The organism is Sporosarcina cyprini (assembly GCF_022048975.1).
Classification (GTDB): Bacteria; Bacillota; Bacilli; order Bacillales_A; family Planococcaceae; genus Sporosarcina; species Sporosarcina cyprini.
Genome location: NZ_JAKMHX010000030.1, coordinates 11874 through 37894 on the forward strand (window position 1 = coordinate 11874; position 26021 = coordinate 37894).

Genomic DNA, 26021 nt, shown 5'->3' on the forward strand with positions numbered 1-26021 from the left:
CATTGAAAAACAGCCTAAACTGACAGCAAAGGATCAATGGATCGTATTCAAGCGGTTATTGAGATACGCCATTCCTCATAAGGCAAGCATTACGGTCGCGCTGATCCTGCTCGTCTTGACGGTAACGGGAAGCATCGTAGGCCCGTTGCTCATCCAATCATTTATCGATAATTATCTGACGCCGCTCGATTTTCCAAAGAAAGAAGTTATGACGCTGGCGCTTATTTACATCGGGCTTCAATTGTTCATAGTCGTTGTCTCGTATTTCCAATCGCTACGGTTCCAGGCGATTGCCTTGAAGGTCATCCAGCAAATGCGGATTGATGTATTTACAAAAGTACAAGGACTTGGCATGCGCTACTTTGACAAAACGCCTGCAGGCAGTATCGTATCACGGGTAACCAACGATACCGAGTCGATCAAGGAAATGTTTGTCAGTGTAATTGTAACGTTCCTGCAAGCGATCTTTGTCATCATTGGCGTCTACTTCGCGCTGTTCTCCCTTGATGTGAAACTTGCATTCATGTCAATGGGATTGCTGCCGTTATTTATGATCATCGTCATTGTCTATCGCCGGTATAGTGCGGATTTCTATCAGGATATCCGTGAACGGCTCAGCCAACTGAACGCCAAAATAGCGGAGTCGCTGTCTGGCATGGGCATGATCCAGGCGTTCCGGCAAGAGGAACGGCTAGCGAAGGAATTCGATGATATCAATGAAGGTCATTACCGGGCCGGTATGCGGAATATTAAATTCGACAGCGTGTTGCTAGGGCCATTCATCGATTTGCTGTACGCTATCGCGATCGTCTTCGTCCTCGGCTATTTCGGTTTTATGTCTCTGGAAAGTGCCGTAGATGTAGGGATCATCTATGCGTTCACTACGTTAATCGGCCGGTTGTTCCAGCCGGTTCAGCAAGTCATGCAGCGTCTATCCATTTTCCAGCAAGCACTTGTTTCTGCATCCCGTGTGTTCAAGCTGATGGATGATACGGATATGGAACCGAGTCAGACGGATCAAGCGAAGCAACCGATCCAAGAAGGGACTATCGAATTTCGCGATGTCACGTTTTCCTATGACGGCAAAAATAATGTATTAAAGAATATTTCATTCACTGCAAACGCAGGGGAAACGGTCGCCCTCGTCGGCCATACCGGAAGCGGAAAGAGTTCTATCATCAACTTGCTTATGCGTTTCTATGAGTATAATCAAGGGGAAATTCTGGTGGACGGCATCTCGCTGAAAGACTATCCGAAAGAGGAGCTCCGCCAAAAGGTCGGTCTCGTCTTGCAAGATCCGTTCCTGTTCTACGGGGATATTGAAAGTAATATCCGTCTTCACAACAAGGAAATGACAGGGGAAGAAGTACGTGCGGCAGCGGAATTTGTTCATGCGAATGAATTTATCGAAAAATTGCCAGATAAATACTCGCAGAAAGTGACAGAGCGCGGATCAACGTTCTCCAGCGGTCAACGCCAGCTCGTCGCCTTCGCCCGCACAATCGCAACCAATCCGAAAATACTTGTCTTGGATGAAGCGACCGCCAACATCGACACGGAAACGGAAGTCGCTATTCAAGCGAGCTTGGAAAAAATGCGAAAAGGCCGGACGACCATTGCAATCGCCCACCGATTGAGTACGATCCAGGATGCCGAACTGATCTTAGTGCTGCACCAAGGAGAAATCGTCGAACGGGGCAATCATCAGCAGCTCCTCGCACAAAAAGGGCTGTATTACATGATGTACCAATTGCAAAATGGATTGCTGGATGATGCCATCTAAATCGTAGTACCTTGAAAGACATACTTCAGGCGGCAAGCAAACTCAACTAAGGGTTTGCTTGCCGCCTTATTGTTATTGGGAAGAACAAAGCGAAAAGCGGCCGGGGGAATGTTGCATGTCATATGCATTCAAGTGTAACGTAATAGCTCATTTTTTCATGCAACATACCGATATGACTCGGTAGCAATGTAATTTGGCACGCAGCAGGAGTGATTTGGCGAGTTGGACCTGTAATTTGGCGCAAAGCTGTACTGATTTGGCATGCTTGAGCTAAGCCGCAGTGGCAAGCTGACGATGTAATTTGGCGAAAAGGTAATATGGTACGGATGCCTTCATATTTTGATGAGTGAGGTATGGTTTTCCGGCAAGGAGTGCCAAACTAGTTACTGCAAACAAGAGGCCATGTTCTCGCTTTCATGCAAATTGAAAATCCGAATGTCATAAACTGTTCACAGTTAAAATCAACGTATTTCCGCTATGGATTTGGTACGATGGGGAGAGAATAGTAAAGGGGAGAGAAGGATGACTACTGATTTGAATGTGTTTCTGGCGTTCGGTGCCGGATTTTTAAGTTTCATTTCACCGTGTGTGCTGCCTTTGTATCCAGCATTTATATCGTATATTACAGGCATGTCGATCGATGATTTGAAAGGCGATTCCAAGCGGATGAGCCGAAATGGAATGCTTCATACGATCTTTTTCTTGCTTGGATTTTCGGTCGTTTTTGTCTTCCTTGGTTTCAGCACATCGCTCGTTGGTAACTTTTTTGTGCAGTACAAGGATATACTCCGCCAAGCGGGCGCCATCTTTATCGTCTTGTTTGGACTAATGGTCATCGGTTTGTTCAAGCCTGATTTCTTAATGAAAGAGCGACGTCTGCAATTTAAAAACAGACCGGCCGGCTTCTTGGGAACTGCATTGATCGGCCTTGCATTTTCAGCGGGCTGGCAGCCATGCATGGGGCCAATCATAGGAGCGATCATTGGACTGGCTGCAGCAAATCCGGGCTCTAGCATGTTATATATGATGATGTATGTATTAGGGTTCGCAATCCCGTTCTTTATTTTATCATTTTTCATTACCCGTCTCGGATGGATCAAACGGCATAGTAATTTGATGATGAAAATTGGCGGTTATGTTATGATTGCTTTCGGATTTTTGTTGTTTTTCGATGGAATCACGTATCTCACCAGCTTGCTGAGCCCGATTTTTGGTGATTTCCAAGGTTTCTGATTGGATAGGAGGAACAACCGATGAATGAAATCGGATCATATGAGCAATGGAATGAAATTATAGAAAAAGAGCCGCAACTCCTTCTTTTTGTCAAAACGGACCATTGTTCCGTCTGTGAGGGGCTTTATCCGCAAGTGAAAGCGCTCGACGATCAATTCCCATTTCCTTTCTATCAAGTAAATGCAGCGCGTGTGCCTGAAATTGCGGGACAGTTATCGTTATTTACTGCTCCCGTCGTACTGCTTTATCATTACGGTAAAGAAATGGCGCGCTTCGCCCGTTTTGTTCAGATGGACCAGCTCACACGCCGCATGCAGGAGCTCGTGGAACGGGGGAAGGAAGATGCTTAGACTTCAGGAATGGATTGACTATGTTTTCAACACGATTCCATCAGTTTATTTAATTGTCGGATCAACGGTTATCTTTCTTTTTATGGGGACCATGGCATTTATTGTCCGAACAAGAGCAGCCAAGCGGCCGATTTCCGCCAAACGGATCATTCTTCCGCCGCTCTTCATGTCGACAGGCGCATTGATGTTCCTATTTGAAGAATTCCGTGTGCCTCTTCCACAAGTGTTGGAAGCAGTGGCAGTTGGTTTGTTGTTTTCTCTTATTTTGATTAAAACAACGAACTTTGAGAAGAAGGATGGATTGTTGTATGTGAAGAAGTCCAAAGCATTCATTGTCATTCTTTTGAGCCTGCTCGTCATCCGTCTGGTGGCCAAGCTCATATTGAGCAGTTCCATCGATGTGGGTGAATTGGGCGGAATGTTCTTCCTGCTGGCATTTGCGATGATTCTTCCTTGGCGCATCGGCATGTTAATTAAATATGTAAGAATTCGAAACCGAACAGCAGAATGATTTTCAGAAACAATAATCGTCCCTTCTTATAATGAAGAGGGGACGATTTTTTTAGCTCAATATTTGATTCGTAGAGAATTCGTTATTTTTACTGATGGAATCAAAACTCAATCGTTTTCCTTTTTCCAACTTCGAAAGGTTACAAGCTCTACGAAGCCATAAGACACTATCATTGATAAAATAGGGACAACATAATGCTTGGGTGGCCCAAATAAAAAAATTACAACGATGAAGCCTGTAATGAAAAGGAATGTGTTTACGAGATACGATTTTTTCCTAGATTTAAAATAGAGTAACGCCTTATTCATTGTTCACCTTCGATTATGTTATTGATTGAGAATATCAAGATAAAGCGACAGAATCAAATAGCAATATTTACATGCATCAGAGAATCAACAGTGTGCCCAAAAGAAAAGAGGCTGTCCAACATCGATGGATCGACGTTCTGGACTGCCTCTTTCTGCTTATTCGAATAAGTGCTCGTACGGCTTCATATCCACTTCCATGGATGTCAATTTCTTAATCAGGAATTTGTGATCCCGCTTCGGCGTGGCCACAATATATCCCCGGATAATATGGTCAAAATCAATTGTCTTCGCACGATCTTCCAGGGCAATCTGCCCGATTTTGGAAGCGATTTTCTGTTTGGCTACATCGCGAAACAATTCTGGAACAGGACTAACAAGCTCATTCAGAAGCTTTTTGGAATCCTCATTCCAAAGATGAAGGGATTCATTAACATAATGTTCTTCCCAATCAAGCGTCGATTTGCCATCCGCTTTCGGAAACACCTTCAAGAATTTACGGAACATGAAGTAGCCGCCGATGCCAAATAAACCGACTAGGACGATACACCAGAATACGATGAACCACATAAACCAATCCTGCATTTGTCTTCACCTCTTCCTCACTTCCCCTATTATAAAAGGAATTGAGAAAAATTTCATTAACAATGTATCCTTTTCCTTTGCCTGTTTCTATATAACAGGTGAAGGGAGGTGGAGCACATGGCAACATTGGAATTCAGAGGCGCTATCGGAAAGGTGTTTTTTGACGGAGGGCTGACGGAGGATGGCAAGTTAATTCGCAAGGCCAAGTCATATCGCAATATCGCGCAAGGGGTGAACGCGGCAAATCTGTACAACGCCTTATCACAACTGGCGCAGTTTTCGGAGCGAGCCGTCGTGGGAATGGAGAAGGTCGAAACATCGGAAGTCGTCAATTAAAACGAAAAGGAGAGGGTAAGACATGAGCAGGACATTGCAACTTACATTTGAAACAGCAGCAGGGAAAACATCTATGCTGACAGTGGACGAGCCACGGAGTGATATTACGTCTGAGCAAATCCAAGCCGCCATGCAGCAAATTATCGCATCGGGAGCATTTGAAGTGGATGGCTCGCCGTTCTCCGCACCGAAGAGTGCACGCATCGTAGAAAGAACCGTGACCGAATTCACGACTGCGTAACAAAGAGCAGTCTGCCCGCCAGTCTCATGCTGGCGGGTTTTTAACTTAGAAAAAGGAGGGCATGATGAATGGAAACATGGTTGAATTTCATACAAGAGATCGGATTCCCGGTATTCGTATCGTTTTATCTGTTGCATCGTCTTGAGATGAAGTTGGAAGCGATCCATGATGTGCTCGTCACATTAAAGGTGAAGTGAATTTCACAAAAACGTCATTCTTTTGCCATACAACGAAGTTTGGCAACCTTGTTTGAATATTTATCTTCATCTATGATAAAGTTATAAAGAATGTGAAGGAGTCTCGATATGCTTAAAAAAATACTGTTTTCCGCAATGTTGACCGGCTTGCTTTTTATTGCGGCATGCTCAAGCGGTTTCAAGCCGGATCACGAATATCCGATCCAGCCATTCGAATTCACAAATCAAGATGGAGAGACCGTCTCATTGGATGATTTGAAAGGCGAGGTCTGGCTCGCGCAATTTATCTTTACTAATTGTACAACAGTCTGCCCTCCGATGATGTCAAACATGGGCGATTTGCAGGGCATGTTAGAAAAAGAAGGCGTGGAAGATTATAAAATCGTTTCATTCAGTGTTGACCCAGATCACGATACGCCCGAAAAGTTAAAGCAATATTTGGAGCAATTCGGTATGCCGGATGAATCCAAATGGATTATGCTGACAGGATACAAAATAGATGAGATCAATAAACTTTCAGTAGCTGGGTTTAAAATGCCGGTAGCTGAAATTAAGAACTCTGATCAAGTCGTTCATGGATCACGCTTCGGATTAGTTAATCAGGACGGAAAAGTCGTAAAAACTTACTCCGGCGCGGAAGAAGTCCCATACGACCAAATTGTTAAAGATATGAAAGCGCTCATTAAGCAAGGAGCGGAGTAAGCGGAAAGGGTGAGAGAGTGAAGAAAAAGCGAAAGCCGAATAAAGGATTATCTATGAAGACGAAAGCGATTCTGATCGTGCTTCTCGTCCCGGTCGCTGTCACTTTATTCACTCTCACCGCGATTATCTGGACAGGCATCCAAAACCCGGAGCTGATTAAAAAGTCAGCAAGCGGGCTGATGGATTTCCAAGACCGTCATACGGCCACCATCATCCCGGAGGAGTATATACCGATTTACAAAGCAGCTGCAGAAGAGTATAGCATCCCGTGGACGCTGCTTGCGGCCCATCACCGGGTGGAGACTCGTTTTTCAACGATGGATCCACTTGTTTCTCCGGCCGGAGCAGAAGGCCATATGCAGTTCATGCCTTGCACCTTTGTCGGGTGGGGATACCCGGGCTGCCATGGACTGGGCAAAGGAAATATTCCTGATGGAGACAAAACCGATCCCGCTGTCATTAAGAAATATGGCGGCTATGGGGTGGACGCGAATGGCGACGGCATCGCGGATCCATTTGACATTGAAGACGCCATTTTCAGTGCGGCAAATTACTTATCGAAAAGTGGTGCAGCCGACGGTGATATTGAAAAAGCGATTTTCCATTACAATCATAGCGATAAGTATGTGGAGGACGTACTATGGTTTTTCAATGAATTTGAATCTCAGCGACTCGCCAACGCAAATGATACAGGCGATCCATCCAGTAAAAAGTGAGCAAGCCTTACCGGCAGGCTCATTTTTTATTGAAAAAACCCGTTATCCACTAGGGATAACGGGTTCAACCATTCATAGGGCTATTACGAAGCTCTACGCATGGATCTCATAATGAGGCTCACAATAAATACCAAGATGATCGCACCTAACAGGGCAGGCAAGATATAGAAATCAGATACTTTCGGTCCCCAGTTTCCTAACAGCATGCCACCGATCCAAGCACCAATGATACCAGCAATAATGTTACCGATGATGCCTCCTGGGATATCTTTTCCTAGGATAAGGCCAGCTAGCCAACCAATTACGCCTCCAATAATTAAGAACCAAATAAAGCTCATGTAATCCATCTCCTTTTCAAAAGTTATGATTGCCTCTGTAGTATTTGTAATATCCGTTATTTCAATACCTCAAACATCCCGCCGAAAAAAAGTTGACAGCAAAAGTAAATGAAAGGCTAGGAAAGTGGCTATTCTAAAGGGTAAAACGAATTCTAAGTAAAAAAATTGCAACTCACAAAGTCCTTGAGGAAGGACCACTTGTCCAAGCGGATGGTTATGATGAGCAGGTGGGTGCTAGGAAAACAATTTCAGGAGGAACTGCATGAGAGGGGAGCAGTGGCTCGTGAATGTAAAAAAAGAAGCCGGTAAGAGCGGCTTCTTTACTGCATTTTCGTGTGTAACAGACACTGGTTCAACGATCCGCGGATTCTTGTTTTACAGGTTCAAAATAAACAGTCGAAGTTTTTGACACACGCACCTTTTGCCCTTTTTTCAACTGAACTGTGCTTGCGGTGTTTGTTAATCCGCCTCCGAATAATTCATAGAGGCGAGGATCTTCTCCTTGCTCGAATATATGGACAAACCCGTGACCTTCCGGGATGCTTATTGTATAGTCTCCCGGTTCAATATCTAACCCGACATCCCATATGCCAGTAGTCAACTCAGTGGAAAGGGTTGTCTTAACAGGCTGTAGCGTTATTGCATTATATCCGCCGTCAAATAGTATGGAAAACGTTGAATCGATATCAGCTGTTACTGTGGGCGAGCCTGCTTTATCTCCTACGATTTCATGGAGAAGCAAGTTGTTATCTTGATCGAAAATAGAGATAGTCCCTGTCGGAAATCCCGACAATTCATACCTTCCCGCACCCGTCTTTAGTTTGATTCCATTTTTTGATGAAACCGGTCCGTACTTCCTAATTGCTTCTTTATTACTCCGATCGACTGTCGTGAAAATGGCCGGATGGACCGTTCCAATGATTTCCTCTTTTGTCGTTCCGCTGATTTCGAAGTTGTCCGCGTAAGCGCTTCTCATTTCTGAATTGGATCCTTGTAAATTGTGGCAACCTGACAAAATGAACAGGCAGATGAACATGCTAAATGCAATTTTCTTGGCATTAAACCGATATTGCTCACTATTTTTCATACTACTTCACCATCCCTACTGTCCCGATAGGCATCTATTTCCTTGAGCATCCGTGTCACTATTTTCTCCAGACATTTAACTCGTTTTTAACTTTACGGGAGAGACTTCCACTTTCCGGAAATGCATGAGCTTATTCCTCGCGTATAAAATTGAGATGACAAGCAAATTAAGGATGACAAGCCAGCTATACGCATGTTTAAAATCAAGTTTTTCCAGTCCATATTCTTTAGCAGCGTCCCCGCTTAAAATCGCTCCAATATCGATGAATTTTAGAGGGTAAAGCCAATTCGTCTCCACTCCTGCAGCTAAAAGAAGCTGGGGGGACAGCAATACAAGCAGGATTATGACAATTGCGGCGTACAAGTTTTTCGTCACAAGATTAACGAACAGGAATGTGAGCAAAAGTAAAAGGGTTATTAAACCAAATGCGATCAGCATGTAAATTAAATACCGCAAACCGGATACGGCGATGAAATCTCCATTCTGATAGATGAGTACAGGTGTTCTAAAGTCTCCCCATCCTGTTTTTTTAGCTACATAATAACTGCCAATCCCTATACTCGCACACACCATGAACATGATTTGAACGAAATGAACCCCGACCTTGCTAATAGCTTTTTGCATGAACGAAATAGGAAATCCTTTCATGACGGAAGGATGTTGCTGATCATTGAGAAGCATGCTGCTTCCCGCAAGCAATACGAATATGCAAAATAATGATCCGCTAAGTAGATTCAATGCGACAGGTATATAATTGCTCGCTTTAAATGGATCATGAATGAGGGGTAGATCATTCTCTACATGATACTGATAGAGCGCATTTTCTTTTAGAATCTCATCTACCGGAACTATTAGGTCCCGCTTTATCCCTTTATTTCCTCGTCGATGCAAATCAAGACGTAATTCATTTAACTTCAGTCCAGTATCAAAAAACTTGTGAAAGTTAGGGCCTGCACCAAAATACCCATCAGAGTTCCCGGTATTGTGTAAATATAGCGTTTGCCAGTTCATCAATCCAGTTTGCTTAGTTAAATTATCGAGGATTTCTTTTCCTTCTTCCGTTTCCCAAACAGTACCGGGGAATGTATCGAACACTTCGAGAAACTTTTCGGCTTCTTCTTGTTTCTTTTCGCTCAGCTTAACGAAATCTAATTGGCTATAATGGGAATAATAAAGTGGGTAAAAGAGAATGAGCGCAAAACCTAACAGCCAATTCTTTTTATTTGCGAGCAATAATCTCATTTCAAATAAAAAATAATGCCAGAACATATCCTACCTCCTTTAGGCGTTATTACCGTGCTAAATAGAATCGCCGTTTGTTTATGATCAAAGATACAAAAAACAGGATGATCTCAATGACGAGGTACGTAATTAAAAGCACGAGGATGCCCTTTGAATAGAGAATTGTTTCCGTGTTCAGCAAATAATTTTTTTCTCCATTAATGATTTTTCCGAAATCAAAATAGGTTTGCGGGAACAGGCTGATATCCTTGCCGAACAGTTCCCTTGTCGAGCGAGTAAAATAAAGGCGTTCTGAGAACAAGAACAAACTGCTGCAAAATAGAACAATCCATTCATTTTTAAACAGTAAACCTAAAACCATATTCAACCTTACAAACATGAGGACGAACAATGGCAGGACGACGAGTGTCTTCCCTAAATAAGCGGCCAGAGAAATGACACCATAACTAGCCGTTCGTTGGTCAATTCGAATCGGGATATTCAAATCTAAATGCCCGAATCCAAACTGAATGGTCATGAGGAGCACGCAGGCAACAAGAAGGCAACCAATGAATGCCATGGAATATAGAAAGGCCGCCAAGGATTTCATATTAAGCTGGCGATACCAAGATAAAGGCAAGCCTTGAAGGACCGACCGATGTTTTCGGTCCCTTGATAAGTTATCACTGCTGAAGTAAATGACGCAAAATAATAAGAAGTACATCCCATAATTTTGCAAGAAATTCTGCAATGTTTGCAACCCGGTTTTCTCATACAGTAAACCAAATGTAATGGGATGATCTTTAGTAAGATAATCTTCATACTTCATCATCGTTTTCTGATACGCATGTTCTCTGTCTTTAATAGGAAATGGGGCAGTCTGAAATAAAAAACGATCTTTTAAGTATTCATCTGGATTATTTTGCAAATAGAAGGTCCTTAAATGGAGCATTCGATCAAAGTCTCGATCTTCAAAAGACTGTAACATAGAGGTAAACAAATCTTGCTCATAGGAAAGATCTGCATAAACAGGATTACCCACCTGCAAGAAAGTGTGAATTATTTTCCTATTAAAAACCAGACCGGTATTCCCGATGCTTTCTCGCAGTTCTAGCTGCTCGTTCAAATAAGCCAGGTACTCCTCCGTCTCTTTTTTATTAAAAGCTTCCTTTGTATTTGCGTATGGCCATATGATGAAACAATAGCTGAACAGTAAAACGGCTACGAAAAAAACAAAAGGAATTGTCCTTCTGCTTCTTGCTGTAATTAGAAATTCATGTTTTAAATAATTCCAGTTCATTACAGCTTCCCCTCTTTAATTTGTATATTTTAATTTATTTTCCATTTCCGAATAATCAATTGCTTTCTACTATACTTTAAGAATGTTGTGAGTACAAGAGTGTATGGAAAAGATTTACCGTTTAATTGGAATTTTTGCGATCTTGAACATTATTTATTCTTGAAATTTTTATAACCGTGACTTTACTGCAGTTTAAATGGAGATAATATGAAATCCCAAAGATTTTTGCATAAATAGGAATGTTGATCGGCCAATTTGACATACTAGGATGGACTACATGAAAAAGGATGGGATGCGGCATGTCAATGGATTGGTTTGATCGGGTATGTGAGGAATTGCAAGATCACCTGGAATCCATCTGTGATCAATATGGTGAAGTGGGGCATATGACAATTGTCAGAGCGGCCAAGCATCCCAGAATTGAATTTTTCCTTGAGACCGAAGAGGATTTGCGCGAATACTTCTTCACGCTGTTTTATGATCCATGCAATGAAGAGTTTTACATTACTACAATCGAATTTGACACAGATCGGCTCTCCAAAGTGGTCCTTCCGGATATCGAGGATATCATTGATGAAGTGCATGAAACCTTCCATGATTTTCTTGACGACGAGGAGTGGGAAGAAGAGGACGGCGAGGAATTTTTAGATGAGTACGAGGTCGAGGTAGAATGGAAAACAGGAGAAGTCGTGGCTTATACGAATGAAGATGATGTAGAAGTGCTTTATCAATTCGGACTCATTGAGGAAACAGGGGACGGCATCATTCGGCGAATCAATCGCTTTGAAACGGCAGATCGTGAACTTGTCGAAGATGATTCCTATTTCATCTTCAGTCAAGAAGAGGCCATTACGATCATATCGCTAATTGCCTCACATATGGACTCACTCAAAAAATTTGATTTTTAAACTGGAGAAGGGCGGATTCCTATTGGGGAAAACGCCCTTTCCTTATCAATTAGCGAACAACTGATGCACCAAGTGTCTTTTCAAAGTGACGAAGGGCCCATTCATGCCCGGCTGCGTCAAAGCTTGCCACTCCACGTTCATGAATGACGATGTTGTAACCTAAATTATAGGCATCGACCGCAGTGTGCAGAATACAAATGTCCGTACATACGCCAACCAGATGAATTTCCTCAATGCCGCGCGCGCGCAGCTGAATATCCAGATCGGTTCCCGCAAAAGCGCTATAGCGAGTCTTGTCCATCCAGATGATTTCTTCTTTTCGTTTCTCGAATAATTCATTTAACTTGCCATACGGATGTCTACCCGAAGTGCCTCTAATATTATGGGGCGGAAACAGCTTGGATTCCGGATGATAAGGATCATCCTTCTCATGCACATCGACGGGCATGATGACAACATGGCTCCCGTCTAAAAAAGACTCGGTTAATCCAGTGATGTAGTTCTCCAAATCAATACCGGGCTGGCCGCATGTCAGCGCTCCGTCCTCTGCAACAAAGTCATTTGTATAATCAATTACGAGCAACGCTTTTTTCACTGATCCCACTCCTTACTGTGTCATTACACCTATCATGCCATATTCGTTAGAAAAATTCACTAGTCATTATTCCGCCTTATTACGTAGTTAGTATATTTCATTAGAAAATGGGGTATTGTCCCTGAAAAGCGGAACAAAGCGGGACAAGAAGGCCATCACTTTTTCTTATGGGAGACTATAATTTTAAAGTATTTTACTTATGAACGTTGCTATATTATGATGGAGTAGAGAAAAGATGCTCGTTTACGGCCTTTTCAGTAGATAAAGGGAGGAATTCACCAATGGCGAAAAGTAATTTGCATAACAGCCGCCAATCGTTCGAAGTGAACGGAAAGACGTATAACTACTATCGTCTGAAAGCACTCGAAGAAGCTGGCATCGCAAATGTATCCAGACTGCCTTACTCAGTCAAGGTGCTACTTGAATCCGTTTTGCGTCAGCATGACGGCTATGTAATCAAAGATGAACATGTTGAAAATCTTGCGAAATGGGGAAAAGATGCGGATAAGGATGCGGAAGTGCCATTCAAGCCATCCCGTGTCATCCTTCAAGACTTCACCGGTGTACCGGTTGTCGTTGACCTTGCATCCCTTCGCTCCGCGATGGCAGAAATGGGTGGAGACCCTGACAAAATCAACCCGGAAATCCCGGTTGACCTTGTTATCGACCACTCTGTGCAAGTAGACCAATATGGAACGAACGAAGCGCTTCAAAAGAATATGGAGCTTGAGTTCGAACGCAACGCAGAGCGTTATCAGTTCCTTAGCTGGGCACAAAAAGCGTACGATAACTACCGTGCGGTTCCACCAGCAACAGGTATCGTCCACCAAGTAAACTTGGAATACCTTGCTAGCGTTGTCCATGCGATTGAAAATGAAGACGGCACGTTTGAAACATACCCAGATACACTTGTCGGTACGGATTCCCATACGACAATGATCAATGGTATCGGTGTACTTGGATGGGGTGTAGGCGGTATCGAGGCAGAAGCAGGAATGCTTGGCCAGCCTTCATACTTCCCGATTCCAGAAGTAATCGGTGTCAAACTTACTGGAGAACTTCCAAACGGAACGACTGCAACTGACCTTGCGCTTAAAGTGACACAAACACTTCGTGCACATGGCGTAGTAGGCAAATTCGTCGAGTTCTTCGGACCTGGCGTTTCTAAATTGCCACTTGCAGACCGTGGTACAATCGCAAACATGGCTCCTGAATATGGCGCAACTTGCGGTTTCTTCCCAGTTGACGAAGAATCGCTTGATTACATGCGTCTGACAGGCCGTGACGAAGAACATATCCAAGTCGTTCAAAAGTACTTGGAAGAGAACGACATGTTCTTCACAGCGGACAAAGAAGAGCCAACTTATACAGAAGTAATCGAAATCGACTTGACGAAAATTGAAGCGAATCTTGCAGGTCCGAAACGTCCACAAGATTTAATTCCTCTTTCTGACCTACAACGTTCTTTCAAAGATTCTGTTGTGGCACCAGAAGGGAACCAAGGTTTCGGTTTGAATCCGAAAGAATTCGACAAATCTGGAACGGTTGAGTTTGAAGACGGCCGTACAGTCGGCATGAAGACGGGCGACCTTGCCATTGCAGCAATTACGTCTTGTACAAACACTTCCAACCCATACGTTATGCTTGGCGCTGGACTTGTAGCGAAGAAAGCTGTCGAAAAAGGTCTTACACCTCCGGCTTATGTGAAAACGTCACTCGCTCCAGGATCAAAAGTCGTTACAGGCTATTTGAAAGATTCCGGATTGCTTCCATACATGGAACAAATCGGATTTAACTTGGTCGGTTATGGCTGTACAACATGTATCGGTAACTCCGGTCCATTATTGCCTGAAATCGAGAAGACAATTGTAGATAACGATCTACTTGTATCTTCCGTACTTTCCGGTAACCGTAACTTCGAAGGACGGATCCACCCGCTTGTAAAAGCGAACTACTTGGCTTCACCGCCACTAGTTGTTGCTTATGCACTTGCTGGTACTGTCGATATCGACTTCGAAAAAGACCCAATCGGCAAAGCAAACGATGGTACTGATGTATACTTCAAAGACATCTGGCCAACAACGGAAGAAGTGAAAGAAGTCGTTAAATCGACAGTAACACCTGAACTCTTCCGTAAAGAATATGCTCGCGTCTTCACGGAAAACGAAGCATGGAATGCGATCGAAACAACAGACGATTCCTTGTATGATTTCGATGAAAACTCAACATATATTCAAAACCCGCCATTCTTCGAAGGTCTTTCGAAAGAACCAGGCCATATCAAAACATTGTCCGGACTTCGCGTTGTCGGGAAGTTTGGCGATTCCATTACAACGGACCATATTTCTCCGGCAGGTGCGATCGGTAAAGATACACCAGCAGGAAAATACTTGCGCGAGCGCGGCGTAGAGCCTCGTTACTTCAACTCGTACGGTTCCCGTCGTGGTAACCACGAAGTTATGATGCGCGGTACATTCGCGAACATCCGGATCCGTAACCAAATCGCAAAAGGTACAGAAGGCGGCTTCACAACATATTGGCCAACAAAAGAAATCATGCCAATCTATGATGCAGCTATGAAATACCAAGCGGATGGTACAGGTCTTGCAATCATCGCTGGTAAAGATTACGGTATGGGATCTTCCCGTGACTGGGCTGCTAAAGGTACTTCCTTGCTCGGCATCAAAACAGTAATCGCGGAAAGCTACGAGCGGATCCACCGTTCGAACCTTGTCATGATGGGCGTGCTTCCACTTCAATTCTTGAACGGTGACAGCGCGGAATCCCTTGGTCTTACAGGCGAAGAGGAAATTAGCGTTAACATCGCGGAAGGCGTAAAACCACGCGACATCCTAAAAGTGACTGCGACTGCAAAAGACGGCTCCGTCAAAGAATTCGACGTATTAGCGCGTTTCGACTCCGAAGTCGAAATCGACTACTACCGTCACGGCGGAATCCTTCAAATGGTCCTTCGCGACAAAATGAAAAACAACTAATCATAAAAAGAGGGTGTCCGGAAAACCGGACACCCTTTTTTCATGCAGAATTGGATTTTCACGTCTATTTCGATATATTCTCTAGCTCAAAAGACTCTTCTAAGCCGTTCCATTTCACATTAACGGCAATTTGCTCGTCTGCGGAAACAGTGCCAGAGGAACCTCCTTTGGAAGTAAACGATACTTCCGTTGGTGGATCGGAAAGCTTTTTAGTCCCACTAAAACTTTCTAAATCCGTTTCAAAAGAATACGTAATTTCATCTGTGGAAGCCAGTTCTTCCGGCAGCCCTTTGTATGTGACAGTAAAAACATAGTTTGAATCCCCTCTAGAATATTTATCTTCAGTTCCGTTGAATAAGATCTCTGCTTCCCAATGCTCACTCTCGCCAGAAAATTTATATTTGTGGCTGTATGTGTTGCAAGCGGATAATATTAGCACGGACAGAAGAAACGGTGCGAATGCTTTTAGGGCTTTATTCAATCATACCGCCTCCAATTGGTAAATTATTTACTATTATTATACGCATAAACGTTTGAAGAGTTGAAATAATATATTATTAAAATCAGATCTAGACTTATGCCGAGAAAATGAAGTGAAAAACAGCATGCTTTGGTAAAAATGACTCCTATGGCAATTATTCTTTTTATATGATAGCATCAGAAAAATGGAGGACATACGGAAATAATGATAAGAATGAAAATACTAGAAAGATAGGGGATTAACTAATGATTGAACTATCCACTTTTGGATTTTTATTAAATCCCATTTTAGCGATAGTCTTTTGCATCAACCTAGTAGCTGCTATGAAAAAAGTGAAGCGGGAGGAAGATACCGCTCGCAATACGTTTTGGATGTCAATGTCTCTCGGATATATTATTTTTTCACTTACAACGCTCATCATGGCCAGTTCCTAAGGCAATCGATCTTATTTATTTGCAATCGTAGCTGTTGTTTTGACCTGGTACCATTATGATCCGGATAAAAAAGACGAACGCCGACGCAATTGTCTCTTTTTAAAGGCGTTCGACGATGTGGTTGTTTATATACGAGGACTTAAGTAAATTACCAAAATCAGAACAAATCACATTGTTGCGATGAACAGGACTTGTTTCCTGTCAGCCAAACTAAAAGTGAAAAGTGGTTAATTACTGAATACACAGTCATACTTAATGATTTTCTTCGTGGATTTCATCTTCTATAAGTTTAATGAGTGTTGATGATTCTTCTAAGGTAATCGTTTGGGTCTTGCCTTTATATTCTATGTGATGGCTGTAGATGCCAATCCCACCTCCAGGATAATATCCGACATTACTAATGTAAATTACATAGAGTGGTTTTTCGCTAATATCATTGGAAGTCGTTATATTATCTGATTTTAAATTTTCCAAAGCAGAGGAAAATTCTTTGATAAAATCCTTATCAACAGTTAACGTTTGATTATTTGTTTCATATTCAAGCAATTCTATACTCTCGATGTTTTTGTAAGTGATATCTTCCTCGGAGAATAACCGTTCTATAGACTCTCCTGTATGTCGTTTGAAAAAAACAACTAAAGTGATGGAAATACTCACAATAACAGCCACGACTATAACCCTAATTTTCAATTATACCCTCCTCTCAATAGATTTTTTTAAATCTTTTCTAAAGTCTTCACCCTACAATCAACTTCACAGATTAAAAGGAGTTTCATCATTAATAGGCTTACCTTTAATTCCCATCGTCCATTTTCCTATAATAAATATTTTCATTCAATTTAACCAATAATCTATGAAAACAACATTTTAGTAATAGTAGTGGCTCTCTACATGCTCTATTCATCTAACAAGATATCTACCGTCTTAGATTTTTTGACATCAGAAGCATACCAAGTTTTTAGTTTATTAAAATCTGGAGATGGTAAATCGGCGGTGACGAGAAGGAATATGTTGGAGGAAATCCACTCGTATTCCAATATTGGCCATGTGGGGTCATCCATAAATTGTATCCTGTTTTCTTCAGATGCAACTGGAATACTTTCCAACTTAACCAAATCAACAGGAACGATAACATGCCGGATGATTTGTCCGCCCTCGTTATAAGCATACCGAAAAAGTACTTTATCTTGATCGGGTGCTAGCTGATAATCTTGGAAGATCCCTTTTGGTAATGGAAGGGATTCTATTTCGCGGTTATGTACTTTGATTAGTAAACTGTCACATTGTTTATTGCCACAGCTGTACTGCAATAGAAAGAAACGTTCCTCTGTGTCTGTTTCGATCTCTTCGTAATGAGTGCGCTCGATTTCCGATTTAGGATCGGTCTGTTCACTTACATAAGATTGAAAAGTCGGAAGGTCCTTTACCGGTATTTCCAAATCTGCCATAGTCAGAACATGTGAATTTGATTCAACTGAAGCGAGTGCCGCCTCGGGGGCTCTTGAAACCTTTTGTCTGGTATGGAACCAGTGGGAAAGCAGTAGACCTACCAAGATGCCGAGTGCAAAAAGAATAATCTTCTTTTTCATTGCTGTCTCCTTTCAAAACATCAAATCTATCATTCCATCGTAACACATATCTAAAAAGGAGATAAGTGTGTTTTCAGAATTGGAAATGCTATAATGAAAAGGATATGATATACATTTATTCTGGCAAGGGTGGGTGGAAATGAGAAAACAGATCAGTCAGGCAGAAAAAGTGCGACTGCGTCAGCGAAAACATATCGCTTTCAGGATGAATCTATTGTTTTTCTGTATCTTTTTCCTATTTTCGTTACTAATCTTCCGTCTTGGCTATTTACAAATAGTTAAAGGCAAGGACTACACCCTGTTACTTGAAATGAAAGAGGAAATACCAGTCAATACAAGTGTCCCGAGAGGAAGAATCTACGACCGAAACGGCAATGTGCTGGTTGATAATGAACCGAAAAACGCTATTACTTATACAAAAACGACGTCTACGACTTCCAAGGAAATGCTAGAAATAGCCAGAGATCTCGCCCAATTGATTGAGCAGGATACAAAACGAATTACTCTTGGTGATAAGCGAGATTTTTGGATTTTGCTAAATCCAAAGAAAGCAGAGAAGAAGGTCACGGCCGAAGAAATTGAAGCGTTACGCAAAAAGCATGACACATGGACAGAAAAAGAAATCCAGAAAGAAATTAATCAAATGACTCGTGACCGCATTACGGATAAAGAGCTGGATTCCTTAACAAAAAAAGATCTCGAAGTTTTGGCGATTTATCGTGAAATGATGTCAGGCTATGCCTATTCGCCTCAGATTATTAAGAGTGATAATGTAACAGAGATAGAATTTGCAAGAGTTTCCGAGAGATTAAACGATTTGCCGGGAGTCGATACGACGACAGATTGGGATCGTATAAAGGTATCGGATAATACATTGATCGGATCTACAACAACCCCTTTGCAAGGAATTCCCCGTACAAGGCTCGATTATTTTTTGGCAAGGGATTATTCACGGAATGACCGAGTTGGAATCAGTTATTTGGAACAATCTTATGAGGAGTTGTTACGGGGACAAAAGACGGTTGTGAAAAATGTTAAAGACCGAACAGGACGGGTTGTAGAGACCGTCACCGTTCGGGAAGGAGAACCGGGGAAGGACCTTGTTTTGACACTGGATAGTGAACTCCATGAAACCCTGGAGCAAATTGTATCAGACAAGTTGCTCGCCTGGAAGCAAGTAAGGACGTCTGGGCTATTGGACCGTGCTTTTCTTGTCATGATGAACCCAAATAACGGAGAAGTACTGGCTCTTATTGGCAAGCAGCTCGTACAAGATAAAGACACTGGAAAATGGATCGTCCAGGATTATGCCTTTGGTACGTTTACGTCCGCTTACGAAGTAGGTTCGACAGTTAAGCTGGCAACTGTTCTGACTGGCTATAGTGAGAATGTCCTGAGCATCGGTGAAGTAAAAATCGACGAACCCATTTATATCGCCGGTTCATCCGTTAAACAATCTCTATTTAACCGAGGGGGCAATCGAATAGCAATCAATGACATTGAAGCTTTAGGGAAATCCTCTAACGTGTACATGTTCAAAATAGCGATATCACTTGGAGATGCTGTATATCGTCCTAATAAGCCATTACCTATTAACATAGAAGGGTTCGACCGGCTTCGTGAATCGTATGCCTCATTTGGATTAGGCGTGAAAACAGGAATCGATTTACCGGGCGAGTATGCAGGATATCCTGGGACTGAAACGATATCTGGGAAACTTCTTGATTTATCGATTGGTCAGTTTGATACGTATACACCGTTGCAAATGGCTCAATATGTATCTACTGTAGCAAATGGCGGTTACCGGATTGCGCCAAGGATCGTAAAAGAAATCAGGGAACCGTCACCGGATGGATCCGTCTTTGGTGTGTTAGTGCAGGAAACAGAGGCAGTTGTGCTGAATCGAGTGAAGAATACAGATGAGGAAATTGAACAAGTGAAAAAAGGAATGCTATATACGTACGGGCCAAGAGGAACGGCACCCAATTTGTTTGCGAATGCAGAGTATACGGCTGCCGGAAAAACCGGGACAGCCCAATCTGCCTATTATGACGGGACCGATCGAAGCAAGTACGGAACAAAGACGGTTAACTTAACACATGTTGGGTTTGCACCGTTCGATACGCCTGAAATCGCGTTTTCCATCGTCATTCCCAACGTCTCAACAGACCGGAACGATTATACTTCTAAATGGAGCAATGATTTAGCGAGGGAGGCATTGGATATTTATTTTGATTTAAAAAAGAGAAGGATACAGGAAGAGCAGTCAGTCACGACTGATTTGCCTATTAGAAGGAAGCTAGAACAAGAAGGTAATAAAAACTGACTTACTTATAGAGAAATAAGTAAAAGTTTTGAACCATGGAATACTCGCTGTGCATGAGGTTATGTGAAGGGAGAGCGGTGGATGATCGCCCTCCCTTTATTTATTTGTTCATTCATTTAAAGGGTTTGGAATCCAAACTGTTGAATAGGATAGAAGTACAATAGAGGAAAGTTGTGATGGAATGATTGAAAATAAAAGAGCCCTTTTCTTTTCCGCAATTCTCTTGGCTGTTTGCATGTATTTAATGTTTCCGTATCCGGATAACCAATTAATTGATGCAACCGCCACATTTATGTCGTTTCCCATTAAGACTTCGCAAGGCTTTCGACTCATTGGAATAGCAGGATCCATCCTCTTCGTCCTCGCACTCGTGTTACTGGCAAAAGGATTGAAGAAGTATCATGTCCGAACCATTCTACTCGTCATTCTGCTGTTTACTTTTTCACCAAAATATCTCCTTGCATTTTATCAAGATACGTTGGCAAGCGGAATTAATGCGGTTACTTATAATGGCGACGGGACATGTCAATTTGAAGAAAGATCCGAAGCGTTGCTCGAAGGAACATGCAGTATAGTCCTGAAGAATCGAAGCAATGAGCCAGTAACGTTTGCATTGGAATTTATTGATTCAAACGATTTGGAAGATGGCATGCGAATGGAATCGCTCATGAATACAAATGGCCCATATCCAATAACGATTGATGCGAAGCAAGAGCGACGGGTGAATTTGACAGAACTGCTGGATGTATCTGCTATCCCTCAACACATCACGAATGGATCATCGAATCGGGTACATATTCGGCTGATTGAACCGGGTAAATCTCGAACTTTATAGTAAGATAAGCAGGAAGATATGAGATAACTAGAAGAGGTGATGGGAATGAATACAGTTCAACGAGCGTTACTTATTGTGGATGTGCAAAATGCTTTCAAAGACGAAAAGTGGGGGGAGCGCAATAATAAACAAGCGGAAGAAAATATCCGTAAACTTCTTTGGCATTGGAGAGAAAAGGAGGGGACCGTTATTCATGTGCAGCATACATCAGATCACCCCGACTCCTTATTTCATCCAAGTCATGAAGGTTACTCGATTCAATCGATCGTTGCCCCGATTGAAGGCGAAACAATCATAACAAAGAAGGTCAATAGCAGCTTTATTGGCACCAACTTGGAGGAACTCCTGAGAGAGAAAGGGATAACAGGAATCGTCATCACGGGGTTAACGACTCCCCATTGTGTAGCAACGACAACGAGAATGAGTGGAAATCTAGGTTTTGAAACATTCCTCATTTCGGATGCGACAGCTGCATTCGGATTACAGGACCAAAATGGAATTTACTATGATGCTGAAACCATACATAACGTTTCACTCGCCACGCTGCACGAGGAATTCGCAACCATCCTGACAACTGAGCAAATGCTAGGGTGGAAGAGATGACAAAAGGATTGATTCATCATATTGAGCTATATGTATCTGATTTGAAGAAAACGAGCGATTTTTGGGGCTGGTTTCTTGAGGAATTGGGCTATGAACCTTTTCAAGAATGGGAACAGGGATGCAGCTGGAAATTAGACCATTCGTATATCGTCTTTGTGCAAGCAGAGGAACGATTTTTGGACATTCCGTACCATCGATGCCGTGTCGGATTAAATCATTTGGCTTTCCATGCAAGCTCTCGCGAACAGGTTGATAACATGACAAGCGCGCTAAAACAAAAAGGCATCCCCATTTTATACGAAAAACGCTATCCCTTTGCAGGTGGCGAAACGCATTATGCCGTTTACTTTGAAGATCCTGACCGGATAAAAGTGGAGTTGGTTGCTCCCTTGCCTGTTGATATGGTTGAAAATAACTCGTAATTATCAGGTGTCACAATTCGTGAGGCTGAACATTTATTGTAGTTATTCAAGTCTTTCCGTTGTAAAGGCTACCAGTAGAAAGGAGAGCGAAAGATGAACGTTCCTTATTTTGCACAATGGGAATCACGTGATTTAGTTGCAGACTTTTTAACAGGAAAACTGGATTCAGCTGAAGATCCTCTATGGGCATTATCGGGTGCAGAAACGCCAGAAGAGTATGCGTTTTGGAGCCCGAATGTTTGCGGGATGGCCTGTTTAAAAATGCATTTGGCGCATACCAAAGACCAAGTAGTACCGATTTTAGAACTTATGAAGGAATGCAGGGACTACGGAGGATACAAAGTAGATGATGAAAAAGAAGTAAGTGGCTTATATTATCATCCATTTGTATCTTATGTAAAAGACAAATTTGGACTATCTGCAGAAGTTAAAGAAAATATCTCAGTTAACGAGATGTATGATCTCTTAGAAGAAGGTCATGTATTCATAGCATCAGTTCATCCAAGTATCAGAACGCCTACTACCCTTCCTCCTAAAAAAGGCGGGCATCTGGTGTATGTTTTCGCGAAAGATCCTCTCGACAAAAAGATAATTTTTCATAATCCCTCGGGACACACTACTGCGAGTCAGGAAAATGTTTCATTGGAGATGGAGGTTTTCAACCGTTATTACGCCCAGCGAGGGATACTCATTAGGCTAGAGTCAGAATAAGTTTTGTTTTGTTTTCTACATTTTTAATAGCTGAGGTGGAATGTAAATATATTTGCTCAAAATGAAAATGTAATAGTACCATTAGCTAAATGAAAGGAGAAAACAAGCAAGTGATTTATGTGAATGTAAGGGCGATCATCGTAAAAGAAACACCAGCAGGCGAGGAAGTGTTAATTCAACGTCGTGTGAAGGATCATGAAAAAGGGAGGCCATTTGAATTGCCAGGAGGAAGAATCGAGCAGTTCGAATCACTTCTTGATTGTTTAAAAAGGGAATTGAAAGAAGAAACCGGATTGGATATAGAGAATATTCTCGATCCGATTGATCTCGTGGAGACAGTAGCGAAGGATGGTTTTAAGGTTGAATGTATGAGACCTTTTGCTGTTTATCAGACAATTGATGGACCTGTCGATTCCATGGGGGTTTATTTTCGATGTAAAGCAAAAGGCAGTCTTTTAGAAAAAGGTGATGAAACGGATATGATTGGCTGGGTCAGCCTCGAGAGACTGCAATCCCTTATAGAGCACGATGAATTTTGCGGAGTGGACAAAGCGGGAGTTGAGTTTTACCTTACTGACTACAATCGGAAAAATGCACAGTCCTTATTCAAAGTTGAATGAACAGCATTTCCCTCACCTCTTTTGTATAATGGACAAAGAGGTGATCCTATTGTTTATTGCAGAAAAGCAAATTGAAATTAGATACGCAGAGACCGACCAAATGGGTGTCGTCTATCATGCGAATTACTTAGTGTGGATGGAAATTGGGCGGACCCGGTTGATTAGTGAGCTGGGATTTACATATGCCGGTTTGGAAGAACAGGGTTATCTTTCACCGGTCATTGATTTATCCATTCAATATAAAGCGGCGATGCGTTATGGGCAAGTTGCGACGGTCCGAACTTGGGTGGAATCTCACGGGAAATTGCGTACGGTGTATGGCTATGAAATCCTTCATGAGGATGGAACCGTGGCGGCGACCGCGACTTCTGAGCATATTTTAGTGAAAAAAGACAGCTTCCGGCCGATTGCCCTCAGTAAAATTGATCCTGTCTGGGATGCCAAATATACTGAAATTCAACGGGTTGCAGACTGATGGCGTTCGGGATTGACCGCAAGGAGCTGATGGCCTGGAAAAAGGCAGTCGAAAACGGACATATCGCTTTTTTAACGCATTATTGGCTGGACGACCGCTTCCCTGGTTGCAAGACGGTAACGAAAGTGGGCTGTTCTGATCTTCCGAAGCTGATCCGTTGGGGCGAGAAGTACGGCCTGAAGCCTGAGTGGATTGATCACCGGAAAGACTACCCGCATTACGATTTATTTGGCAAGCAAGAACGGACCATTCTCGAGCAAGAAGGCAAGATCGAACAGCTTCATCGTTTCTATCCAGAAATAGCCAAATCCTGATCGTTGTAAATACAGAAGACACTGTCATTATGATAGTGTCTTTTTTCTTGCCGACAGACTTCGAACGTTAGGTAGGCTGAAGGCATAGTATACAGGGAACTGAGAAAGGAGAAGTAGCTGCATGACATCGATTGTTTTTATCGAAAGCGTACAATTCGGTGCGGCGAGAGATGCACTCCAAGCATCAAAGCAGCTGGGATACACTCCTATTCTTCTCACGGAAAAACGATCGATTGCTAATATGCCGCACGAATGGGGCAGTACAGCCTTGATCTTTCACGTCGAACTCACAGAAACGCAAATTCGGGATGTATTGGATCATCTGCGCAAAGAGGGACACCACTTGCAGGCTGTTATCAGCTTCGTCGAACCTTATGTGTCCTTGGCTGCCCGATTGTCGAATGAATATTGTCAAACTGTCTTATCCGCCGATGCACTTAGCTGTATGGAGAATAAACTCCATACGAGACACGCGCTTGCATCGTTGGATGTTAACCCGGTTTATTTCGATATAACAGAAGAGCTACATCGTGCAGTTGCTTTCCCGGCAGTCATTAAATCATCCTTTTCTAAGGGATCCCGTGACGTCTACTATATCCGGACAGCTGAGGAGCTGGCTACTGCCCGCTATAAGCTGACTTCCAGACATACGGACACAGTTATACTGCTAGAAACTTACATGGAAGGAATTCAGTACATGGTAGAAGTGATGGTTCGAGATCACTTGCCTCAAATCGTGGCAGTTGCCGAACAAGAAGTTTCTGGCGACGGGAAGTTTATCGTAACGGGCTATTCCATCGGCAATGTCCTTCCAAAGAAGGATTATGATGAACTGCTGAAGTTGGTCGGAGAAATAGTAGGGACGTTACATATAACAAATGCTGCGTTTCATTTAGAAATGCGTCTTACGTCTCAGGGCTGGAAACTGATTGAACTCAATCCAAGAATGGCGGGTTTTACGATGAACCAAATGATTGGTGAAGCGTATGGAATTAATTTAGCAAAAGAAACTGTGCGCTTGTACGCAGGTGAAGTCCCGCTCTTAACGAAAATTAAAGAATGTGCCGTATATACATATTGTATGACAACGGATCTATGCGGCATCTTCCGGGGCATTTCTGGTTTAGAGGAAGCTGCGGCTCAACCTGGCGTCAAAGCCGCGCAGCTGCTTGTAAAAACAGGTGACATCGTAGGTCCAGCGATGTCGATGGGCCAGCGGTATGGCTATGTGATGGCGACCGGAGACAGTGTGGAGCTGGCAAGGGAACGGGCAATGGAAGCGGCTCGCCTCATTGCTTTTTATATAGAAGAAATTTGATCACCTGGCCGGAAGGAGAGGAAACGATTGGTACAGTGCTCGATATGTTCCGCTTTACAAGAGCTGAAAAGGGAGCAAGAATTGTTAACTTGTCAACAAACGCAATTTCGATTTATTAAACGATTGAAGGACTACGATTGCATTCCCTTCACGTTATCGACTGCCAACCGTCGTTTTCATGCCTTTCACCAAGGGAAGCCGACACCATTTTTCACATTGCAATCGATAGACGAGGAGACCGGCTGCGTGGTGTTGACACTTCTTGAACCGCTGGATATGGAAGGGAATCACGCCTTTCCGGCTGATCAGTTTTTTACGCTTCGAAAAACGGATAGCTGCGTGACCATTGTCCCGTGCTGTTTTTGCAGCATAGAGGCTCTTCCGCTGGAATGCGTAGGACGCCCCTTGCCGATCCGGGAGCAAAAAGGATAAAAGATATTGTCAACTACACACTTGTCCGTTGCCAATCTGTCTTTGTTTGAATGTATT

The 26021-nt window shown here is 42.8% G+C and carries 31 protein-coding genes; 22 read left to right on the forward strand and 9 right to left on the reverse strand.

What is annotated here, in order from left to right; translation table 11 throughout:
- Position 1 precedes the first annotated feature (1 nt).
- The 4 genes from L7D49_RS12470 to L7D49_RS12485 all read left to right on the forward strand — a co-directional run bounded on the left by L7D49_RS12470 (position 2) and on the right by L7D49_RS12485 (position 3877).
- The gene (locus L7D49_RS12470; protein ID WP_418895890.1) at positions 2–1783 is read left to right on the forward strand and encodes an ABC transporter ATP-binding protein; all 1782 of its coding nucleotides are present in this window, start codon (positions 2–4) and stop codon (positions 1781–1783) included.
- A gap of 522 nt (positions 1784–2305) precedes the next feature.
- A complete protein-coding gene (locus L7D49_RS12475) occupies positions 2306–3016 on the forward strand; it encodes a cytochrome c biogenesis CcdA family protein (protein WP_238081308.1) in 711 nt (236 codons plus the stop codon).
- Positions 3017–3036: 20 nt separating this feature from the next.
- The gene (locus L7D49_RS12480) at positions 3037–3366 is read left to right on the forward strand and encodes a thioredoxin family protein (protein ID WP_238081310.1); all 330 of its coding nucleotides are present in this window, start codon (positions 3037–3039) and stop codon (positions 3364–3366) included.
- Complete coding sequence (locus L7D49_RS12485) at positions 3359–3877, forward strand: CcdC family protein (protein WP_238081312.1); 519 nt, start codon at positions 3359–3361, stop codon at positions 3875–3877. The genes L7D49_RS12480 and L7D49_RS12485 overlap by 8 nt, the downstream gene beginning before the upstream one ends.
- A gap of 464 nt (positions 3878–4341) precedes the next feature.
- Here the strand turns inward: L7D49_RS12485 and L7D49_RS12490 are convergent, their stop codons facing one another.
- Positions 4342–4767 carry a DUF2621 domain-containing protein gene (locus tag L7D49_RS12490; protein WP_238081313.1) on the reverse strand — a complete coding sequence of 142 codons (426 nt, stop codon included), beginning with the start codon at positions 4765–4767 and terminating at the stop codon, positions 4342–4344.
- Between the two features lie 117 nt (positions 4768–4884).
- Between L7D49_RS12490 and L7D49_RS12495 the strand changes: the two genes are divergently transcribed.
- From L7D49_RS12495 to L7D49_RS12515, 5 genes are all read left to right on the forward strand, one after another.
- Positions 4885–5103 carry a DUF1659 domain-containing protein gene (locus L7D49_RS12495; protein ID WP_238081315.1) on the forward strand — a complete coding sequence of 73 codons (219 nt, stop codon included), beginning with the start codon at positions 4885–4887 and terminating at the stop codon, positions 5101–5103.
- Positions 5104–5125: 22 nt separating this feature from the next.
- Positions 5126–5344, forward strand: coding sequence for a DUF2922 domain-containing protein (locus L7D49_RS12500; RefSeq protein ID WP_238081317.1), 219 nt, complete (start codon positions 5126–5128; stop codon positions 5342–5344).
- 68 nt (positions 5345–5412) lie between these two features.
- Positions 5413–5541 carry a YvrJ family protein gene (locus L7D49_RS12505; protein ID WP_238081319.1) on the forward strand — a complete coding sequence of 43 codons (129 nt, stop codon included), beginning with the start codon at positions 5413–5415 and terminating at the stop codon, positions 5539–5541.
- A gap of 108 nt (positions 5542–5649) precedes the next feature.
- Positions 5650–6243, forward strand: coding sequence for an SCO family protein (locus L7D49_RS12510; protein WP_238081321.1), 594 nt, complete (start codon positions 5650–5652; stop codon positions 6241–6243).
- A 17-nt stretch (positions 6244–6260) separates the two neighbouring features.
- Positions 6261–6959 carry a lytic transglycosylase domain-containing protein gene (locus L7D49_RS12515; protein WP_418895881.1) on the forward strand — a complete coding sequence of 233 codons (699 nt, stop codon included), beginning with the start codon at positions 6261–6263 and terminating at the stop codon, positions 6957–6959.
- Between the two features lie 83 nt (positions 6960–7042).
- Here the strand turns inward: L7D49_RS12515 and L7D49_RS12520 are convergent, their stop codons facing one another.
- The 4 genes from L7D49_RS12520 to L7D49_RS12535 all read right to left on the reverse strand — a co-directional run bounded on the left by L7D49_RS12520 (position 7043) and on the right by L7D49_RS12535 (position 10905).
- Positions 7043–7297 (reverse strand): GlsB/YeaQ/YmgE family stress response membrane protein, encoded by a 255-nt coding sequence (locus L7D49_RS12520; protein WP_238081323.1) that lies wholly within the window; start codon positions 7295–7297, stop codon positions 7043–7045.
- A gap of 352 nt (positions 7298–7649) precedes the next feature.
- Positions 7650–8384 carry a hypothetical protein gene (locus L7D49_RS12525; RefSeq protein ID WP_238081325.1) on the reverse strand — a complete coding sequence of 245 codons (735 nt, stop codon included), beginning with the start codon at positions 8382–8384 and terminating at the stop codon, positions 7650–7652.
- Positions 8385–8459: 75 nt separating this feature from the next.
- A complete protein-coding gene (locus L7D49_RS12530) occupies positions 8460–9653 on the reverse strand; it encodes a hypothetical protein (protein WP_238081327.1) in 1194 nt (397 codons plus the stop codon).
- A 22-nt stretch (positions 9654–9675) separates the two neighbouring features.
- Positions 9676–10905 carry a hypothetical protein gene (locus tag L7D49_RS12535; RefSeq protein ID WP_238081329.1) on the reverse strand — a complete coding sequence of 410 codons (1230 nt, stop codon included), beginning with the start codon at positions 10903–10905 and terminating at the stop codon, positions 9676–9678.
- A 299-nt stretch (positions 10906–11204) separates the two neighbouring features.
- Between L7D49_RS12535 and L7D49_RS12540 the strand changes: the two genes are divergently transcribed.
- Complete coding sequence (locus L7D49_RS12540; protein ID WP_238081331.1) at positions 11205–11813, forward strand: hypothetical protein; 609 nt, start codon at positions 11205–11207, stop codon at positions 11811–11813.
- Positions 11814–11862: 49 nt separating this feature from the next.
- Here the strand turns inward: L7D49_RS12540 and L7D49_RS12545 are convergent, their stop codons facing one another.
- Complete coding sequence (locus L7D49_RS12545) at positions 11863–12408, reverse strand: cysteine hydrolase family protein (protein ID WP_238081333.1); 546 nt, start codon at positions 12406–12408, stop codon at positions 11863–11865.
- Between the two features lie 281 nt (positions 12409–12689).
- On the opposite strand from L7D49_RS12545, the gene acnA reads away from it, so the two are divergent.
- Entirely contained in the window at positions 12690–15404 is a 2715-nt protein-coding gene (gene acnA / locus L7D49_RS12550; RefSeq protein WP_238081335.1) for an aconitate hydratase AcnA, read from the forward strand.
- Between the two features lie 64 nt (positions 15405–15468).
- Here the strand turns inward: acnA and L7D49_RS12555 are convergent, their stop codons facing one another.
- Positions 15469–15885 carry a hypothetical protein gene (locus tag L7D49_RS12555; RefSeq protein WP_238081337.1) on the reverse strand — a complete coding sequence of 139 codons (417 nt, stop codon included), beginning with the start codon at positions 15883–15885 and terminating at the stop codon, positions 15469–15471.
- Between the two features lie 245 nt (positions 15886–16130).
- Between L7D49_RS12555 and L7D49_RS12560 the strand changes: the two genes are divergently transcribed.
- Positions 16131–16319 (forward strand): hypothetical protein, encoded by a 189-nt coding sequence (locus L7D49_RS12560; RefSeq protein WP_238081339.1) that lies wholly within the window; start codon positions 16131–16133, stop codon positions 16317–16319.
- Between the two features lie 252 nt (positions 16320–16571).
- Here the strand turns inward: L7D49_RS12560 and L7D49_RS12565 are convergent, their stop codons facing one another.
- Both L7D49_RS12565 and L7D49_RS12570 read right to left on the reverse strand, forming a co-directional pair.
- The gene (locus L7D49_RS12565) at positions 16572–17009 is read right to left on the reverse strand and encodes a hypothetical protein (RefSeq protein ID WP_238081341.1); all 438 of its coding nucleotides are present in this window, start codon (positions 17007–17009) and stop codon (positions 16572–16574) included.
- A gap of 206 nt (positions 17010–17215) precedes the next feature.
- On the reverse strand, positions 17216–17908 hold the full coding sequence (locus L7D49_RS12570; protein ID WP_238081343.1) for a hypothetical protein: 693 nt from the start codon (positions 17906–17908) through the stop codon (positions 17216–17218).
- Between the two features lie 139 nt (positions 17909–18047).
- Between L7D49_RS12570 and L7D49_RS12575 the strand changes: the two genes are divergently transcribed.
- The 10 genes from L7D49_RS12575 to L7D49_RS12620 all read left to right on the forward strand — a co-directional run bounded on the left by L7D49_RS12575 (position 18048) and on the right by L7D49_RS12620 (position 25964).
- Positions 18048–20234 carry a peptidoglycan D,D-transpeptidase FtsI family protein gene (locus L7D49_RS12575; protein ID WP_238081345.1) on the forward strand — a complete coding sequence of 729 codons (2187 nt, stop codon included), beginning with the start codon at positions 18048–18050 and terminating at the stop codon, positions 20232–20234.
- Positions 20235–20415: 181 nt separating this feature from the next.
- Positions 20416–21069, forward strand: a complete 654-nt coding sequence (locus tag L7D49_RS12580) for a putative periplasmic lipoprotein (protein ID WP_238081346.1) — start codon at positions 20416–20418, stop codon at positions 21067–21069.
- A 45-nt stretch (positions 21070–21114) separates the two neighbouring features.
- Positions 21115–21672, forward strand: a complete 558-nt coding sequence (locus L7D49_RS12585) for a cysteine hydrolase family protein (protein WP_238081348.1) — start codon at positions 21115–21117, stop codon at positions 21670–21672.
- Positions 21669–22094 carry a VOC family protein gene (locus L7D49_RS12590; RefSeq protein ID WP_238081350.1) on the forward strand — a complete coding sequence of 142 codons (426 nt, stop codon included), beginning with the start codon at positions 21669–21671 and terminating at the stop codon, positions 22092–22094. The genes L7D49_RS12585 and L7D49_RS12590 overlap by 4 nt, the downstream gene beginning before the upstream one ends.
- A 93-nt stretch (positions 22095–22187) precedes the next feature.
- Positions 22188–22805 carry a C39 family peptidase gene (locus tag L7D49_RS12595; protein ID WP_238081352.1) on the forward strand — a complete coding sequence of 206 codons (618 nt, stop codon included), beginning with the start codon at positions 22188–22190 and terminating at the stop codon, positions 22803–22805.
- 110 nt (positions 22806–22915) lie between these two features.
- Positions 22916–23425: an NUDIX hydrolase gene (locus L7D49_RS12600; RefSeq protein WP_238081354.1), complete on the forward strand. Its 510-nt coding sequence runs from the start codon at positions 22916–22918 to the stop codon at positions 23423–23425.
- A 49-nt stretch (positions 23426–23474) separates the two neighbouring features.
- A complete protein-coding gene (locus L7D49_RS12605) occupies positions 23475–23900 on the forward strand; it encodes an acyl-CoA thioesterase (protein ID WP_238081355.1) in 426 nt (141 codons plus the stop codon).
- Positions 23900–24214: a hypothetical protein gene (locus tag L7D49_RS12610; protein WP_238081357.1), complete on the forward strand. Its 315-nt coding sequence runs from the start codon at positions 23900–23902 to the stop codon at positions 24212–24214. The genes L7D49_RS12605 and L7D49_RS12610 overlap by 1 nt, the downstream gene beginning before the upstream one ends.
- 121 nt (positions 24215–24335) lie before the next feature.
- A complete protein-coding gene (locus tag L7D49_RS12615) occupies positions 24336–25532 on the forward strand; it encodes an ATP-grasp domain-containing protein (RefSeq protein WP_238081359.1) in 1197 nt (398 codons plus the stop codon).
- 27 nt (positions 25533–25559) lie between these two features.
- Positions 25560–25964, forward strand: a complete 405-nt coding sequence (locus tag L7D49_RS12620; protein WP_238081361.1) for a CotY/CotZ family spore coat protein — start codon at positions 25560–25562, stop codon at positions 25962–25964.
- The last annotated feature ends 57 nt before the right edge of the window (positions 25965–26021 follow it).

Bases quoted from the DNA above. Each gene is read 5' to 3' on its own strand.
- L7D49_RS12475 (WP_238081308.1), top strand. From the start codon at position 2,306: ATGACTACTGATTTGAATGTGTTTCTGGCGTTCGGTGCCGGATTTTTA.
- L7D49_RS12480 (WP_238081310.1), top strand. From the start codon at position 3,037: ATGAATGAAATCGGATCATATGAGCAATGGAATGAAATTATAGAAAAA.
- L7D49_RS12485 (WP_238081312.1), top strand. From the start codon at position 3,359: ATGCTTAGACTTCAGGAATGGATTGACTATGTTTTCAACACGATTCCA.
- L7D49_RS12490 (WP_238081313.1), bottom strand. From the start codon at position 4,767: ATGCAGGATTGGTTTATGTGGTTCATCGTATTCTGGTGTATCGTCCTA.
- L7D49_RS12495 (WP_238081315.1), top strand. From the start codon at position 4,885: ATGGCAACATTGGAATTCAGAGGCGCTATCGGAAAGGTGTTTTTTGAC.
- L7D49_RS12500 (WP_238081317.1), top strand. From the start codon at position 5,126: ATGAGCAGGACATTGCAACTTACATTTGAAACAGCAGCAGGGAAAACA.
- L7D49_RS12505 (WP_238081319.1), top strand. From the start codon at position 5,413: ATGGAAACATGGTTGAATTTCATACAAGAGATCGGATTCCCGGTATTC.
- L7D49_RS12510 (WP_238081321.1), top strand. From the start codon at position 5,650: ATGCTTAAAAAAATACTGTTTTCCGCAATGTTGACCGGCTTGCTTTTT.
- L7D49_RS12520 (WP_238081323.1), bottom strand. From the start codon at position 7,297: ATGAGCTTTATTTGGTTCTTAATTATTGGAGGCGTAATTGGTTGGCTA.
- L7D49_RS12525 (WP_238081325.1), bottom strand. From the start codon at position 8,384: ATGAAAAATAGTGAGCAATATCGGTTTAATGCCAAGAAAATTGCATTT.
- L7D49_RS12530 (WP_238081327.1), bottom strand. From the start codon at position 9,653: ATGTTCTGGCATTATTTTTTATTTGAAATGAGATTATTGCTCGCAAAT.
- L7D49_RS12535 (WP_238081329.1), bottom strand. From the start codon at position 10,905: ATGAACTGGAATTATTTAAAACATGAATTTCTAATTACAGCAAGAAGC.
- L7D49_RS12540 (WP_238081331.1), top strand. From the start codon at position 11,205: ATGTCAATGGATTGGTTTGATCGGGTATGTGAGGAATTGCAAGATCAC.
- acnA (WP_238081335.1), top strand. From the start codon at position 12,690: ATGGCGAAAAGTAATTTGCATAACAGCCGCCAATCGTTCGAAGTGAAC.
- L7D49_RS12560 (WP_238081339.1), top strand. From the start codon at position 16,131: ATGATTGAACTATCCACTTTTGGATTTTTATTAAATCCCATTTTAGCG.
- L7D49_RS12570 (WP_238081343.1), bottom strand. From the start codon at position 17,908: ATGAAAAAGAAGATTATTCTTTTTGCACTCGGCATCTTGGTAGGTCTA.
- L7D49_RS12575 (WP_238081345.1), top strand. From the start codon at position 18,048: ATGAGAAAACAGATCAGTCAGGCAGAAAAAGTGCGACTGCGTCAGCGA.
- L7D49_RS12580 (WP_238081346.1), top strand. From the start codon at position 20,416: ATGATTGAAAATAAAAGAGCCCTTTTCTTTTCCGCAATTCTCTTGGCT.
- L7D49_RS12585 (WP_238081348.1), top strand. From the start codon at position 21,115: ATGAATACAGTTCAACGAGCGTTACTTATTGTGGATGTGCAAAATGCT.
- L7D49_RS12590 (WP_238081350.1), top strand. From the start codon at position 21,669: ATGACAAAAGGATTGATTCATCATATTGAGCTATATGTATCTGATTTG.
- L7D49_RS12595 (WP_238081352.1), top strand. From the start codon at position 22,188: ATGAACGTTCCTTATTTTGCACAATGGGAATCACGTGATTTAGTTGCA.
- L7D49_RS12610 (WP_238081357.1), top strand. From the start codon at position 23,900: ATGGCGTTCGGGATTGACCGCAAGGAGCTGATGGCCTGGAAAAAGGCA.
- L7D49_RS12615 (WP_238081359.1), top strand. From the start codon at position 24,336: ATGACATCGATTGTTTTTATCGAAAGCGTACAATTCGGTGCGGCGAGA.